Genomic DNA, 15,024 nt, shown 5'->3' with positions numbered 1-15,024 from the left:
TGGGATTGACTCGTTGTCCTGCGCGGCGACGGTGGAGACAATTGAGTCCGCTTATGCCGATGATCTCGCAGGAGGGTTGGGCGATGGACATCACGTCTGGAGGCACGTCGGGGCCGCGTCTTGTCGACCAGCTGGCGGCGCTCGACAACAACGTGTATGGCTCGTTGTATGACTGTCCACCGGCTAGGCAGCTGGCTGAGTCGTTCGTAGCCGCGGGTTGGCGAGCGCGGGCAAGTTCATGGACGGACTACGAGGTCGAGTGCGAGTGGGCATGCATTGAGCTGCAACAGTTGCCCGGCGAGGTGATATTCAACGGTGTGGTGGATCCGTCCCGGCTTGACGAACTCGCCGTGGTATTCGCCGGCCTGGACGTGCGGTATTCGATCGAGCTGTGGAACGCCGAAGGCACCGACCTGATTCGCGAACTCAAGCCGCAGAGCTGAACCGTGGCGCCAACGGCGGATGTGCCGTGCTGATACGGAACATGATCGGCGGCGGTTCCCAGCCGGGTGAGACGCCGATTGATGCCACCACGCCGTCGCACGGTGCCTTTGTGTGATGGATGCGGCGCCCCACCTGTAGCCGGGCCATTGCCTCACCCGTGGTGACGCGGGCTCCTATGTGGTGAATGAAGACCTCCAGCACGGTGACGGCCGCTGTTCGGGTCGCCGGTGGTCGCAGCTCGACGAGGCGGCGTTGGCCGGATGGCGGGATCAGGTCGGCCAGGCCTTCCCGTGAGGCGATCGCTTCGATCGCGTCGAGGGCGAACTGCCTTGTCCCCCAAGGGGTCTTCGCCGCTTCGGAGACGTGCTGCAAGGCGGGCATGCAACGGGCGTCGCCGTGCTCGATGGCAGCTGTGACGGCCGCGAAGCGCACGGATGAGTCGCGGTCTTTCACCAGTCTGGCCAGCAGGCCCGGTACCTGTGGGTCGGACAGCCGGATCAGCGATCCGATGGCATACCGGCGGCCGAACGCGTGGCCGGCGCGGCGCTGGTTGACCGCGGCGACGAGAAGCGCTCGCGCTGCCGGCCGGTCGACCTCGCCGAGAGCGTCGAGAATCTCGATGTCCTCGTGGAGGGCCGGATCTGACAAGACATGCTCAAGGAAACGATCTGGCCATCGCCGTGCCGCGTGGACGAATGCGTGCCACAGGTCCTCCGCGATGTCTCTGGGATGGGCCGTCCGAGCGCCGATCGGAGTGTCACCCGGGCGATCGCGTAGGGCGAAGAGCAGATCGCAACCGATGTCATTGAGCCGCTCGAATTCGGTGAGCCAAGAGTCGTACAGCCGACTGCCGGCCGCCGCCAAGAGCTGATGGACCACGGCCGTCGCATCGAGTTCTGTCACGTCCGCCATTGTCTATCGGACTCCGAGGGCGGTGCGCAGACGGATAGCGTAAACCCGGTCGCGGGGCCCGGGAGCCATCGGTAATGTTCGACGGATGAGTGGGATCGAGGGAATCGTGCTGGACTGTCGTCATGCAGCGGAGCTCGCGCAATTCTGGCAAGCCGCGCTTGGCTGGCGGATCCGGCCGTACGACGAGGCCGAGGTTGCCAAGCTTGCCGCTATGGGCCGGACACCGCAAACCGATCCGATGGTGGCCATCGACTCCCCGGACGGGTCGCAGGTCTTCTTCCTCCAAGAGGTTCCCGAACCCAAGACCGTGAAGAACCGCATGCACGTCGATGTCCGGCTCCGAGACCAGGCTCACCTCGACGAGCTCGTGCAGCTTGGCGCCACCGTGATATCCGGGGATGGCATCTGGCGGCTCCTGGCCGACCCCGAAGGCAACGAATTCTGCGCCGCGGTCCCGCACTAGGACCAGCGATCACCGCAAGCGCCGATGTTCACCTATGGCTGGGAATCGGGATAGGCGGCGGACGGCTCTATCACCAATCTCCGGTCCCTTATGTGCGGAGAGAGCCATCCGGTCACTTCGGCGGGTGGCAGTAGCGACAGCCAGTCGATGTCCTCGGCGGTATTGACGCCGTCTCCGATCAAGAGGGTGAACTGCCAATGTTCCTGTCCACTTGGGCCGCAGTAGGCGCGTCCGTGAACGCCTGGCGGGTCGCCTTGCAGGTCGTAGATCTCCGGAATCAGGCCGTCACACCACATGAACCGCAGGTGCCGGTCATCGAAACCCGCGAGTTCATGGCAGATTCGGTACTCCAGGGCAAGCCAGAAGTGCTGTTCAGCATCATTCAAGGCGATCCTCCGAACTGGATGTAGACGGCCGCCACCGGCACACTTTTCGACGGCCCGCTGGCTATCATCGACCCATGGGTGTGTTGATACTCGTGATTGCCGCCGTCGCGGCGATCATCGCGTGTGTTGTCTACGTCGTGTTGCGCGATCGTCGCACCAGCGGCGAACGTGCCCGGTTTGAGCCCACCCAGCAGGGTGCGCCTTTTACCCAAGAGTCGGGAATCAACCAGCAGGGCAACAGGAACGGAAGCGCCAGCCTGTGACCGGCTACCTCAGGAACGCGGCGATGCGCTCCCACGCGTCGGCGGCGGCTTCGGCGTGGCCTTCTCGGCCGAAGTGGTCCCATTCGATGAAACCGTGGGGCTGGCCCGGATAGACCACGATGTCATGCGGCAGGTTGGCCGTAGCCAGATCCCGGGCGAGGTTCTCGTGCACGCTGCTGGGCACCTCGGTGTCGGCGCCGCCGAACAGGCCGAGCACGGGCACGCGGATAGCGGACCCGAAGTCCTCGGGAAGCGGCGCCGACACACCCATCTGGCCGACGTAAGGACAGATGCCGATCACACCGGCGAGGCCGAGATCGGCTGTACCGGCATAGAGGGCATTGGATCCGCCGATGCAGAAGCCCGCCGCGTAGATCGGGCCGTCGCCGAGCCCGCGCAGGTGGGCGATGGCCGCCGTCAGGTCGGCCAGCACCAGCTCACGATCGAAACTTTCGCTGACGCGCGCGTCGTACTCCTCGCCGCGCGCCGCGGTCCCCAGTGTCCGGCCGTAGTAGTCGATGACCAGCACGTCGGCTCCGGTACGGGCGAAGCGGCGGGCCAGGTCACGAAATGGCGACCGCATCCCACCGACATCGGGAAGGAGCACCAGCCGCACGCCGGACGGCTCGGCGGCCCTGGCCAGGTAAGCACCGAAGCCGGCTCCGTCGGCAGAGGTCAGCTCGATGATCGGATCCGCATCACCCGCGGCGTGGACGTCAGCGTCGAGACACATAGGCTGACCGTACCCGCAAGGTCAAACGCATTTTGACCGACGTCCAAACCGGACGGTCATGTCGGCTGGACCGGCGTTACCATTGACGGATGGACCAGCGTGATGAGCGCAAACCCACGGAAAAGTGGCGGCACCTTCCCGAGCGGATCGAACCCTCTCAGATGGTGGAGATGGTGGACCGGGATCCGCAGGTCGAGGAGATCCAAGCCGTGTCCTTTGGGCAGGACTACATAAGGTTTGAACATCGTTGAAGCACGTCAGGTGATAGTCAGCTCGACGGTGCGGATGTCGCGGGGCCATAGCCGGGCCCATTCGAAACCGCCGATCGACACGAAGAGCTCGCTTTTGACCGTGTCGCCGCTTGTCGCGCCGACCTGACCGGCCCGCATCACCACTCGCACCGCCACCTTGCGGCCCCGGCAGCTTTCGTGGAACGGGTAGGCGGTGAATCCGCTGAAGTAGCCGGAGCCGTCGACGGTGAAAGCCCACTGCGGCAGCGGGCCTTGATGGCAGGCCCCGATGACGGTCAGCGTGGGCGAGGGCACGGGCGGGGGAGTCGGGCTGGGCGAGGGCTTGGGACCGGCCGGTGACGGGGCCGGCGGCGTGGTCACCACTGGCGCAGAAACCTGGGCCGGCGGAGGCGCGGCCGTGGCAGCCGGGGTGGGGGAAAGCGTTGGCGCAGCGGATGGCGGCGGGGTCGATGGCATGGCGGGCGAGGCCGCAGCCTGCCACGAGGGAATGTCGGTCACCGGATGCCCAGCCGGCTCGGGTAAAGCTGGCGCGAGCAGAGAGACGGCGACGACCGCGGTGGCGGTCGCGGCCAGGCGAGGCCGGGTGGCGGCTCGATGCGCGCCGGGTCGGCGGCGCGCGGATCGCAGCTGGCGCAACGGCACCGGGTCGTACACCGGCGGCGGTGCCGGTGGCGCCTGCCCGATGGCGTGCACCGACCACCGGGAGCCGTCGAAGGCGGCGGCTGTGCCCGAAGGCTCCCGGCGGGCCGCCACCAGCAAAGTGTCCAGGGCGGTGCCGCTCGCGGCGGCCATCGCCAGGCCTTGCGCGGCAAGCGATGCCGCGGTCGCGGGCAGACCCGGCTGGACATGGTGCAGCAGGCCCGCCGGTGGCGTGGCCGGTTGGGCGAGTGGGCTGTGCAGCAGTCGCGGCTCGCGTGGTCGCTGCGGTGGGGTGGAGTCGGCATGGACGATGTAGCCGTTGCGCCAGGCACTGGTGAAAACGCCGGGCAGGTCGAGTCTTCCTTCGCCATCGCCTTGATGCGCCAGGGCGCGAAGGCAAGCATCGGGCAGCAGCTCGATGTCGACGTTGGCGAGCCCGGCTTCGGCGGCCGCCGTGTGAAGCGCGGTCAGCGCCGGGCGAGGGCAGACCAGCACGCGAAGTGAGCGGCTCTGCACGGTGTCGGCCGGCCAATGCCGGTACCAGAAAGAAGCAGTGTCCACTATGGACTCAATGTCAGCGATATCGACCGTGCGCACCTGTGCGCCGGCGGGGAAGAATCCAAGGCGCACCGGCATCTGCGCCAGCCCGAACCGTGCGGCAAGGCCGGAAAGCGCACGCGCCAGGCAGTTCACCTCCCGGACCAGGCCATCGACCATCACGCCTCGCGGCAGGCGCTGCCGGGCCCACGCCACGATTCCCACCTCGCCGGTGGCTTGGAAGACCGTCAGGTCGATGCACCGGTCGCGGAGCACCAGTCCGGCTCCGTGTTGTTGTCTCATGCCATCGCCACCTGTACCGTCGCCAGTTCGCCATCGCTGACCAGAAACCCGCGCCCGGGCGGAAAGCGCGGGATGCGCACCGGGAAGCCCACCTTGAACACCTCGGCGTCCCCGGCGGCCGGGCGCAGCGCCATTCCGGCCCGGCTGCGTTGCAGATCCTTGGCCCAGTGGCCGAACCCGCGCAGATCGTCCGGCCGGCCCGCCACCACAACGGTCAGCCGGTCGTCGCGATGCTTGGCCAGGGCCTCGAAAGCCTTGCCCGCCAGCCGTTCCGCGTCGTCGATGAAAGCCCACCGGGCGTTGTCGTCCTTGAGCACCCGTTCGGCCCACGCCTCGGCCTCAGCGGGCGAGGTCGCCAGATCGGCCAGGAATTCGAGCTCCCGCAAGGGGGAGGGCCGCACCGCCAGCGCATGCAACGCCAGCCGCGGGTCAGCGGCGTGCACAGAGCGGGCTATGGTGCACAGCACCGTGCTGCGGCCGCTGCGCGACGGGCCGACCACCGTGGCTGCCTCGCCCGCGTGCAAGGTGAGCACGGCGGGCCGCAGCGAGCCGGCCTCCAGGCCGAGCGGCACGCGCCAAGTGCCGTTGGCCGACTGGGTGGCATCGCCTATTCCCGCCAGCTGTATCTGGTTCGGCAGGGCAAGAATGCGCTCGGGTGCCCCGCCGGGCGCTGCCGCGGCGGCGATTCGCGTCACGGCGGCGGTGAGGTCGCCGCCGCCGTGACGAGCCACCTGTACCTCGGCCCCGGTCGCCAGGTCGATCGCGCGGCCGGTGACCATCTCCGGTACGTCGCGCGGGCGCAAACCGAAGGCGGCGTAGGCCAGCGTGTCGCCCAGGCGCATCACCAGCCGCTTGGGGATGACTGCGGCCAGCGAGCCGGGCAGGGCACGTTCCTGCTTGGCGCTCAGCGCCACCACCACACCGAGCCCGCTGCCGTCGCGAATGATCTGCGTGAGATCACCGAAGCACGCGTTGAGCTCCACATTGTCCTCGGCGGCCTGCCGCAGCGCGCCGAAGTTGTCGATAAGCAGGCACAGCAACGGTTGCGCGGCCCGATCGCCTCGGCGGGAAAGCTCGCGGCGGTGCTCCAGCTGTGTTTGCAGATGCCTTACCAGCCGCCGCAGCCGTTCCTCCTCGTCGAGGCGGATGTAGGCGCCGGTGTGCGGCAGCGCGGCCAGCGGGCTCAGCGTGCCGCTGTCGCAGTCGAGCACGTAGAGGTGGAAATCGCGGGGCGGATGGATGGTGGCTGCGGCCAGAGCCACCGTGGCCAGGGTGGTGGACGTTCCGGCGCCCACGATGCCGTAGCAGGCCAGGTTGCCTTCCTTGGCCGGATCCCATCCGTAGCAGTCCTGGCGCTGCTGATCGGGCAGGTCGGCCAGGCCGAGCGGGATGGCACCGGTACCCAGATGAAGCTGTTCTGCTGCAAGGTGTTGCGGCAACGGAGGCGGCCACGGCACGCGCGGCTCAGGCAGGCCCAGCTCGGTGAAAGCCTGTCGGCACGCGGTCACCAGGATCTGCAGATCGGTGCCCTCGGCCGGGCCGGGCATCGCCGTGGGCCGGGCGTCACCGGTGGCGGTGAACGGCAACACCTGTACCGGGCGGCGGTCGCCGCGTGGCAGCTGGGCACTGACGATCGCGCTCTGGAAGAGGGTGAGCTCGCCCGCGCCGAGCCGGGCGTATCCCCGGCCGGGCAGGCCGCGGGGAAGCCGGGCGGCGTCGCGTGCGCCGATCACGTCGGTCGAGTCGGCGTCTTCTTGCACCCGCAGGGCGATGCGCAGGTTGGTGTTCGCGCGAATCTTGTTGTCCAGCACGCCGGCCGGGCGCTGCGTGGCCAGCACCAGGTGCACGCCGAGACTTCGGCCGCGCTGGGCGATGTCCACCAGCGATTGCAGGAAGTCGGGCAGCTCGGCGGCCAGGGTGGCGAACTCATCGATGATCACGATCAGCCGGGGCAGCGGCCTGTCGCCGCGGAACTCCTCCAGCTTGGCTGCGCCCGCATCGCGCAGCAGGCGCTCACGTTGGCGCACCTCGGCTTTGAGGCATCGCAGCGCCCTTTCGCCCAGATGCTCGTCGAGGTCGGTCACCACCCCCACGGTGTGCGGCAGATCGGCGCAGACGTCGAACGCGCCGCCGCCCTTGTAGTCGATCAGCACGAAGTTCAGGTGGGCCGGGCTGGCCGTCGCGGCCAGCGCCGCCACCATGGTGCGCAACAACTCGCTCTTGCCCGACCCGGTGGTGCCGGCGATGAGAGCGTGCGGGCCGTCGGCGACGATGTCCACTTTGAAGTTCCCCAGCTCGCTCACACCCAGCGGCACGCTCAGGCTCGCCGCGGGGACGGCGGCCCGCCAGCGTTTCGCCACGCTCGTGCCGCCTTCCAGGAGGGTGAGCAACCCCAGCGCGGTGGGCAGCCCGCTGGATCCCGAGGGGCGGTCGGGGTCGTCCAGGCCGGCCAGGGCGCGTGCGCAGACAACGGTCGCGGGCAGCGGGAGCCCTGCGTAGGCGACCTGCTCGAGGGTGAGCCGCCGGCCCGGTTCGTGGTAGGCGGACTGTCCCGCGCCCACCTCGACCATGCTGGTGCACACGGCCGGAAGGGCGGTGAGGTTCTCGGTGATGACCACGGCGCGCACATGTTCGGCCGCGCGGGCCAGCAATGGCCGCACCGGCGAGGTGCGCTTGTCCAGATAGGAGTCTGAGTCCACCACGATGAGGCTGATCGGCAGCCGGGCGTCCTTCGTCAACGCTGCCGTCGGCAGGATCGCCCGCGCCCGTGTTTCCTCGCAGGCCAGCTGGGTACTGCCGTCGACTCCGGCGTGCGGCAGCCACTTGACCCAGTCCCAGTCGGCCAGCCGATCCGGCTCGGTCAGCACCACCAGCCGCAGATCGGCCGGGCCGTGCTGCACCAACAGGTCGATCAGAGCGGCTCGCACCAGAGGCAGCACGGCCTCACGTTCCCCGCAGAAGCCGAGACCGCCTTCGGTCAGATCCGCCACCAGCGGTGCTGCGTCCACTGTGGACAGCTGGTCGAGCGCCGCCTCGGCCCCATCGACGGCCTGACCGGCCCGTAGCACGTCGGCCTGCCACGGCTGGGCGGCCTGACCCAGGCGTACCCGCAGGAAGTCGTGGTCGCCGGGACGGCGTTCCCACAACCGGGAATCGTGCTCCTCGGCCCGCCGCACCAGCTCCGCCAGGTCGGCATGCACGGCGCGCTGGTTGTCGCGCCACCGGAATTGCTGCGCCCTCACCGCTTCGCGCAGCTCGCCCAGCAGCCGGGCCAGCTGCGCGGTGTGCTGGCGCTCGTCCTTGCGCCGGGTGCGCCGCTCTTCGGCGAACCGGGCGACGAGCATCAGCGGGCTCATCAACCCGAAGATCAGGAAGTAGGGCTGCTTGAGGAGGAAGGCCATGATCACCGCGATCGGCAGCGGGATGACGATCGACAGCCATGGCAGCGGGCGTCTCTTGCCGGGCCGCTGTGGCTCCTGCGGCATCGATACCGGCTCGGGGCAGGGCGGCGGGGCGAGGCGGGGTGGGCGGTTGAGGGTGCGCACCCCGGTCACATCCGGCAACCTTCGCCCCGCGACAGGCGTCGGCGTCACGACCGTGAAGGCGTCCGCGCCGGCCAGCTCCAGCGCTGCCCCGCGCGGCAGCGGATCGCCTGGCGCACAAGCGATTCCGTCGATCCTGACCGCCGGGTTCAGCGGCGCCACCGTCACTGTGCCGTTGGCCGTGACCTCGAGCACCGCCGCCACCGCGCCGGGCTGTCCCGCGCTGCCGGCCCTGCGCACCAGATGCCGCCCCGGTTCCAGCCCGATCCGTGTCCCAGCGCCATAACCCGCCACCTGCCGAAGCTCCAGCCGCGCCACACCGGCCTGCCGGCGTTCCTGCATTCGCGGCCCTTGGCCGCCGGTCGCCAGGCCCACGGCCGTTGCTCCGGCGACGGGCGGCAACGCGGCCGCTGGGCCAGCCGCAGGGCTGGTGGCCGTGAGGCCCACCGGGCCGCCGGTGACGGTGGCGGGCACTGGGTCGGTGGCAGGTGGGTCGAGGGTGATGGTGCAGCCGCAGCCGACACCGGCCAGGGCCAGCGGGGTACGGGGCAGCAGGGCGCGGCCGTCGATGGTCACCGGCCCGGGTGAGGGCCGGCCGATGGCGGCGACCACCAGGTCGTCCAGAGTGGCCGCCTCGTCGAGGATCGCCAGCCGCACCTCGGCCTCCACCGCCCGCCATCGCAACACCAGCGGAATCATGGCCACCGCACCCACGGCGGTGGCGACGGCGGGCGCTGCGGCGGATGCGGCTCGGAACGGGTGAAGGCTTCTTCGTTGGCAGCGGCCCGGTCGCGGTCGGCCTCCCAGCTGTCGTGGTCGCTTTCGTAGGCGCCGAAAGCGGCCGCGTAGGCGGCGCGGGCGGCGTAGGCGGCCGCGCAAACCCTTGCCCGCCAAGCGCATTCGTCGGCGAGCCGATCCCAGCGGTCGGCCAGGCTGCGCATCTGCCCGCTGTGGCCGCTGAGCAGCTCGCTGGTTTCGGCGGTGAGCAGCCCGCCCACAAGCACCTGCGGGCCGAACGCGGCCAGCATCGGTGTCACCGGCCGGCGCGCCGTCTCCGCAGCGGCGCGGAAGGCGTCGCGCGCCACGAGAAACTCGGCTTCGGTCGGCATGTGCGCGCCTAGCCCACCGACAGGCCGGTGTTCATGGTGCTGTCCACCGCGGACGCTTGGCTGCGCACCGCCGTGGTCATCGAGCTGCAGCTGCCCTGCGCGCTTTGCATGCTCGAGGTCAGCGTGGTGACGAACTCCTCCACCTTGGTCCTGAAGTCGACATCGATGTAGGCCTTGATCTGGTCGTAGTAGCCGTCGGTGTCGCTCTGCGCGGTTTGCATCGCGGTCTGGAAGTTGCTCGCCGCGCCGAGGAAGGTCTCCCGGTTGGTGCCCGTCCACGAGGCGTCCACCGCTTGGGTCGACATGTCGCGCACCTTGGTGGACATGGCTTCGGTCTCGCCGGTGACCATGCTCACCAGCGTGGCCAAGCGGCTCACCAGATCGCCGATGGCGGCATCGGTATGCCGGGACACGTTGGCTGCCATGTCCAGGCAATGCGTTCCGGTGGCGTCGCAGGCGACCGCGAGACCTTCTAGTTGCTCGATATCTGCGCCGAGCACTGACATGATGGTCCTCCCTATGGGGTTGGAGTGGGGGTGGTCTGGATCTGGTTTTCGTCCTCAAGACGCTGCACGGCTTGGGGCAGCTGATCCGGGAAAAGGGCGATCAGTTCCTGGTACTTGGCATCGGTGAACTGCCATTGACCGATCTGGTGGTAGTCGAGGCGCTGTGCCTCCACGCTGCCGTTGAAGTAGCCGGCCGCGGCCTGCGCCAGCAGCGCGGGGTCGACGTCGCCGGAAAGCTCCGCCGCTTGCAGCCGTTGGGTGCCTTCGTAGGTGGTGATCTCCCAGCCTTCCGGCTCGATGCCGCTGGTGGTGGTCAGGTAGTCCTGAACCTGCTCGTCGTTCATGTCGGCGATCCGATGCTCGGCGGCCCAGCTGATGTCCCAGGGGGTGAGCCCGTCGCTCCATCCGAAGAACCAGCGGGAATTGCCGGTCTGCTGAGCGATCGGGTGCAGGTAGACCTCGGCCCAGGTGCGCAGCACCCCTTCGGGCACCTCGGCCAGCGGAGTGCCCGCGACCAAACCGGTGATCTGTGCGGACGGTGGGTTCCACGGGTCGGCCGGGCGCATGGTCTGCTCGAGGATGGCCTGCCATTGCTCCGCCGGAACATCCACGCCGGTAAGCGTTTTCAGCTCTTGCAGCGCCCGGTCCACGTCGTCGCCCAGGCTGGGGTCCTGCGCGACGGCGATGTTGAGCCGGTCCAGCCCCGAGGCGTCGATCTGGTGCTGCATCTGGGCTTGAGCCATCGCTCGCGGGCTGTCCAGGTTTATCGTGCGTTCGAACTCGATTACCCGTACCAAGGCATCGTCGTCGCCGATCATGAGGGTCGCTTCGTTGCCGGGGATCAGGCTCCACGAATCCTGGGTCACCTTCAGCCAGGTGCCGTCGCCCAGCGGAATGCACAGCGTCCCCGAGTCAGGGAACTGATACCCGGCCACGGTGGCGCGCAGCACCACCTGGCGTGCTTCGCCCCAGCGGTCGAAGACGACGCCCGCCCGCACATCGGCCTCGATCTGAGCCCCGATCGCCTCCCCGAACAGCAGCACCCGGCCGCTGAGGCGCACCTGCGCGTCGCCTTGCGCACGAAGCCACGCGGTGGTGGCCCAACCCGGTGGCTGGGCAAATTCCATACCCGGCACTTGGTACCCGGCAGTGGTGTAACGATCGATGGAGAACCCATACGTCAGCTGCGCCGAGGCCTCACCGTCGAAAGCCAGCGCGAGATCGTTGAGGAACTTCCCGGTCGCCGGGTCGAGCGAGCCGCCGCCAAGGAGCCGGTCGACCGGCGCCCGCAGGCCGAGTCCAGCGACAAACGACAGCTGCTGTCCAAAATCGACTGTGTACCCAATAGGCCCGGTTCCGTAAATATTGGTGTAGAGCTGAGCGAAGGTTCCCATCGCCAGGCCGACGTTGGCGTTGTTGGCCAGGTCCACCCCGTACACCGCAACCTCGTCCACGTAACGCTGAAAGAACGCCTTTGCCGCGTCCTCGCTGGGAAACCAGAAGGTCTGCGCGTAGGTGCCGGTGTTGGGCAGCAGCCGGCCCAGGCCGGGCAGCGCCCACGTGATCGGGTACTGCCAGCGCGCTTGAGCCTTCACCAGGCTGTCCAGGCTCGGGCTGCCGTTGCTCAGCGAAAGGGTGGCGCTGTTGGCCATGCGCACCTCGACCGGCCCGCCGCCGGGTTGCACCCGCACGTCAATCTGCCAGCCCGCTTCGGCGGCGAATCCGAACACGTCCAGGCCCGCCGAGCCCTTGAACTCGGTGCCACGCACGCCGCGGTTCGATTCCCAGTCCGAGGCGACAAACCACACGATCTGGTCCATGAAGTGCTCTCCGGGCACAGGCCTGTGCGGCTGCTGCTGCACAAGCGCCGGACCGGGGGTGAGCGCCTGGGCCACCTCGATGGCGGGCAACACATACCCGCTCAGGTAACCGGCCCGGCCGGTCAGCGTCGTCGCCGCGCCGCGCAGATCCGATGCCATCGTGCGTGACTCGGTGGGCAGGTTCTCGTCGTCGAGTTCGGCCAGGGCGGACGCGGCCGCGGCGTCGGCGGCGGCCTCCTCCAGCGCGTCGGCGGCCTGCGCGATGCGCAGCGCCAGCACGTCCACCGCCAGCGGCGTCAGGCCGAGGAAACCCATGCGCCCATCGTCCAAGGCCGACCTGGCCGGGGGCCTCCGTAGCCGGCTACTGAAATCGACCGCGCCGGGCCACTGAGACCTCGATGTGCTCACCATTGCTGCTGATCAATGCCGCCCCTATCCTTTCCGGGTGACCGGGACGTGGCCGTTTGTGGGGCGGGAAGCACAGCTGGAGCAACTGCGCGGGCTGCTGGCTGGCACGGCGTCATCCGCCGGTTTGGTCGTCAGTGGAGCAGCCGGCCTGGGCAAGACCCGGCTACTGGCCGAGGCGCGTTCAACTGCGGAAGCCGCCCGCAGCCACGCGGTGTCGCTCGCCGCGACCGCGGCCACCCAAGACCTCCCGTTCGGGATGTTCAGCACCTTGCTGCCCCGAGACCGGTCCACGCCACGCGACCTGCTGGGTTCGGACCGGCTCGATCTGCTGCTGGCCACGGCCGATCGCCTCTGTGCCCAGGCCGGCAAGCGGCGGCTGGTGCTGCTCGTGGACGACGTGAACTTCGCCGACCAGGGCTCGGTGGCGCTCATCCATCACCTGGCCATGCAGCGCCAAGCCGTGCTGTTGCTGGCCGTACGCACCGGCGAGCAGCTGCCCGATGCGCTGCACCTGTTGTGGCGACAGGGTTCTCTGGAGTGGATCGAGCTGGCCGCCTTGCTGAGCGAGGAGGTCACGACCCTGCTGGAGAAGGCGCTCGGCGGTGCGATCGAAAGCCGAAGCGCCCTGCGCCTGGCCGAGGCGAGTGGCGGCAACCCGTTGTATCTGCGCGAGCTGGTGCGCGCCGGGCAGGCACAGGGCGCGCTGGCCTGCGAGGGTGGTGTGTGGTCGCTCAGCCGGCTGCCGCAGCTGCCCACCCCGCTGGCCGACATCCTGCGGGAACGGCTGCGGGGGCTTTCCGCCGCGGAGCGCGAGGTGGTGGCCCTGGTCGGCAGTGGCGAGCCGGTCGAGCTGGGCCTGGTGGTCGCAGTGCTTGGAGCGCAAGCAGTTGAACGGGCCGAAGCGCAGGGGCTGGTGAGCCTGGTGACCGCGGAGCGGCGAGCCTACCTGCGGCTGGCCCACCCGCTCTACGGTGAGTTGCTGCGCGGCGAGCCGGGCCAGCTACGCCTACTGCGGCTGCGCCGGGAGCTGGCCGAGGCAATGGTCGCCACCGGCCTGCGCCGCCGCGGCGACGTGCTGCGGCTCGCGCTGGCCCAAGCCGACGGGGTGCTCGATGTGGACGCGGGCATCCAGCTGGAGGGCATCCGGGAGGCTTCGGCCGCCTTCGACCACGATCTGGTGCTGCGGCTGGGCCGGGCGGCGCAGCAGGCGGGCGGCGGGTTCGAGGCTGGCCACGCGATCGCCGAGGCGTATGCGTGGAAGGGCGACGGGCACCGGGCCGAGGAGGCTTTCGCGGCGCTGCAGAGCCAGGCCGGCGACGACGCCCAGCGGGGGATCGCCGCCCGCAACCGCGCGGGGAACCTGTTCTTCGGGCTCGGGCGCACTCGTGCCGCGTACCAAGTGATAGAAGAGGCCTGCCAAACGATCGGCGATCCACATTGGACAGCAGAGCTCGGATTGCTGCGCGCCGGGATAGCCATCTGCAGCGGCCACGCCATGCAGGCCTTGGAATTCGGCGCGCTCGTCCTCGGCGACGGGGGCACCGAGCGCCTCGAGCTGCACCAGATGCCGGGGCTGGTCAGCACGCTGACCGCGCTGGGCAACACCGAGGCAGCCATCATGGCGGGCGAAGCCGCGGTGGCGCCGCTGGAGCACGCCTCCCGTGAGTACCCCTACCTGATCGCCACCACCAAGGTCGCCCTGTCCGAGGCCTACATGCTGCACGGTGAGCTGGCCAAGGCCCAGGAGCTGGCCACGTCCGGCTACCGCGAAGCCCTCAACGGCTGCGCCGACGGGCTTCGCGGCCAATGGGCGCTGGCGGCCGGACGCGCAGCGGTGGCCACCGGCCGCCTGGCCACCGCGGCCCGCTCATGCCGGGAAGCGGCGCTGCTGCTCGGCCAGCACGGCACCCTGCTGGGCCCGTGCGGCCGGATAGAAGCGCTGGGCTGGCTGGCGGTCGCGCAGGCCATCCGGGGCGACGTCTCCGGCGCGCGACAGGCACTGGCCGACGCACAGGCCACCCACTGCGAGGACGCCTTCGTGGTCGCCACCGGGCTCGGCCGCACCTGGCTGGCCGCAGCCCAAGGCGACCTGCCCGAGGCCCGCCGGGTCGCGCACACCGTGGCGCAGGAGGCCGCCGAGCTGGGCGACGGCGCCTACGAAGCGTTGGCATGGCACGCCGTCACCCGCTTGGGCGGCCAGGCCCACGAACGCCTCACCGAGCTGGCGGCCATGTGCCCCTCCCCGATGCACGACGCATACGCCTGCCACGCGCAGGCATTGGCCAATGCCGACGCTGCCGGGCTGGAAAGCGCGGTCGAGCAGTTCGACCGGCTCGGCGCGACATTGCTGGCAGCCGAAGCTTCGGCAGCCGCAGCCGCCCTCTACGAACGCCTTGGCAGCAAAGGCAACGCGATCGTCGCATCGCTGCGCACCCAGGCCCGGCTGGAAGCCTGTGCCCTCAAGCACAGCCCGGCCCTTTCCGCGCTGGCGGTCGGCGCGATCCCAGAGCTGACCCAGCGGGAAAGGGAGACCGTCGACCTCGCCCTGAGCGGAATGTCCAACGCCGCCATCGCCGCTCGGCTGGTGCTCTCGGTGCGCACAGTGGAAAGCCACCTGCACAACGCTTACACCAAGCTGGGTATAGGCAGCCGCGAGGAGCTGACCCGCCTGCTGTCCGAACGCGGCTAGCGCCAACTACTTGCGCGGT

Annotated in this window: 13 protein-coding genes; 5 read left to right on the top strand and 8 right to left on the bottom strand. The window is 69.5% G+C overall.

The window, feature by feature from the left end; all coding sequences use genetic code 11:
- Positions 1 to 59 precede the first annotated feature (59 nt).
- On the top strand, positions 60 to 443 hold the full coding sequence (locus Rhe02_RS09655; RefSeq protein ID WP_203907766.1) for a hypothetical protein: 384 nt from the start codon (positions 60 to 62) through the stop codon (positions 441 to 443).
- Here the strand turns inward: Rhe02_RS09655 and Rhe02_RS09650 are convergent.
- Positions 427 to 1,347: a hypothetical protein gene (locus tag Rhe02_RS09650; protein ID WP_203907765.1), complete on the bottom strand. Its 921-nt coding sequence runs from the start codon at positions 1,345 to 1,347 to the stop codon at positions 427 to 429. The genes Rhe02_RS09655 and Rhe02_RS09650 overlap by 17 nt on opposite strands.
- Before the next feature lie 94 nt (positions 1,348 to 1,441).
- On the opposite strand from Rhe02_RS09650, the gene Rhe02_RS09645 reads away from it, so the two are divergent.
- Positions 1,442 to 1,819: a VOC family protein gene (locus Rhe02_RS09645; protein WP_203907764.1), complete on the top strand. Its 378-nt coding sequence runs from the start codon at positions 1,442 to 1,444 to the stop codon at positions 1,817 to 1,819.
- A gap of 32 nt (positions 1,820 to 1,851) precedes the next feature.
- Here the strand turns inward: Rhe02_RS09645 and Rhe02_RS09640 are convergent, their stop codons facing one another.
- Positions 1,852 to 2,205 (bottom strand): hypothetical protein, encoded by a 354-nt coding sequence (locus tag Rhe02_RS09640; RefSeq protein ID WP_203907763.1) that lies wholly within the window; start codon positions 2,203 to 2,205, stop codon positions 1,852 to 1,854.
- Between the two features lie 74 nt (positions 2,206 to 2,279).
- On the opposite strand from Rhe02_RS09640, the gene Rhe02_RS09635 reads away from it, so the two are divergent.
- Positions 2,280 to 2,468, top strand: coding sequence for a hypothetical protein (locus Rhe02_RS09635; RefSeq protein ID WP_203907762.1), 189 nt, complete (start codon positions 2,280 to 2,282; stop codon positions 2,466 to 2,468).
- Positions 2,469 to 2,472: 4 nt separating this feature from the next.
- On the opposite strand, the gene Rhe02_RS09630 is transcribed toward Rhe02_RS09635, so the two are convergent.
- Positions 2,473 to 3,201 (bottom strand): dienelactone hydrolase family protein, encoded by a 729-nt coding sequence (locus Rhe02_RS09630; protein WP_203907761.1) that lies wholly within the window; start codon positions 3,199 to 3,201, stop codon positions 2,473 to 2,475.
- An 89-nt stretch (positions 3,202 to 3,290) separates the two neighbouring features.
- On the opposite strand from Rhe02_RS09630, the gene Rhe02_RS09625 reads away from it, so the two are divergent.
- The gene (locus tag Rhe02_RS09625) at positions 3,291 to 3,452 is read left to right on the top strand and encodes a hypothetical protein (RefSeq protein ID WP_203907760.1); all 162 of its coding nucleotides are present in this window, start codon (positions 3,291 to 3,293) and stop codon (positions 3,450 to 3,452) included.
- Between the two features lie 6 nt (positions 3,453 to 3,458).
- Here the strand turns inward: Rhe02_RS09625 and Rhe02_RS09620 are convergent, their stop codons facing one another.
- Genes Rhe02_RS09620 through Rhe02_RS09600 form a run of 5 tightly spaced genes read right to left on the bottom strand, consistent with a single transcriptional unit; the run spans position 3,459 to position 12,223 of the window.
- Positions 3,459 to 4,931, bottom strand: a complete 1,473-nt coding sequence (locus Rhe02_RS09620; RefSeq protein ID WP_203907759.1) for a hypothetical protein — start codon at positions 4,929 to 4,931, stop codon at positions 3,459 to 3,461.
- Positions 4,928 to 9,172, bottom strand: coding sequence for an FtsK/SpoIIIE domain-containing protein (locus Rhe02_RS09615; protein WP_203907758.1), 4,245 nt, complete (start codon positions 9,170 to 9,172; stop codon positions 4,928 to 4,930). Before Rhe02_RS09615 ends, Rhe02_RS09620 begins: the two co-directional genes overlap by 4 nt.
- On the bottom strand, positions 9,169 to 9,582 hold the full coding sequence (locus Rhe02_RS09610; protein WP_203907757.1) for a hypothetical protein: 414 nt from the start codon (positions 9,580 to 9,582) through the stop codon (positions 9,169 to 9,171). The genes Rhe02_RS09615 and Rhe02_RS09610 overlap by 4 nt, the downstream gene beginning before the upstream one ends.
- Positions 9,583 to 9,590: 8 nt before the next feature.
- Positions 9,591 to 10,088, bottom strand: a complete 498-nt coding sequence (locus Rhe02_RS09605) for a hypothetical protein (RefSeq protein WP_203907756.1) — start codon at positions 10,086 to 10,088, stop codon at positions 9,591 to 9,593.
- Between the two features lie 11 nt (positions 10,089 to 10,099).
- A complete protein-coding gene (locus Rhe02_RS09600) occupies positions 10,100 to 12,223 on the bottom strand; it encodes a hypothetical protein (RefSeq protein ID WP_203907755.1) in 2,124 nt (707 codons plus the stop codon).
- A gap of 130 nt (positions 12,224 to 12,353) precedes the next feature.
- Here Rhe02_RS09600 and Rhe02_RS09595 point away from each other — a divergent pair, with 130 nt between their 5' ends.
- Positions 12,354 to 15,005, top strand: a complete 2,652-nt coding sequence (locus Rhe02_RS09595; protein WP_203907754.1) for a LuxR C-terminal-related transcriptional regulator — start codon at positions 12,354 to 12,356, stop codon at positions 15,003 to 15,005.
- Positions 15,006 to 15,024: the final 19 nt, after the last annotated feature.

The organism is Rhizocola hellebori (assembly GCF_016862955.1).
Lineage (GTDB): Bacteria > Actinomycetota > Actinomycetes > Mycobacteriales > Micromonosporaceae > Rhizocola > Rhizocola hellebori.
This window is presented reverse-complemented; position numbering and strand designations above follow the sequence as displayed.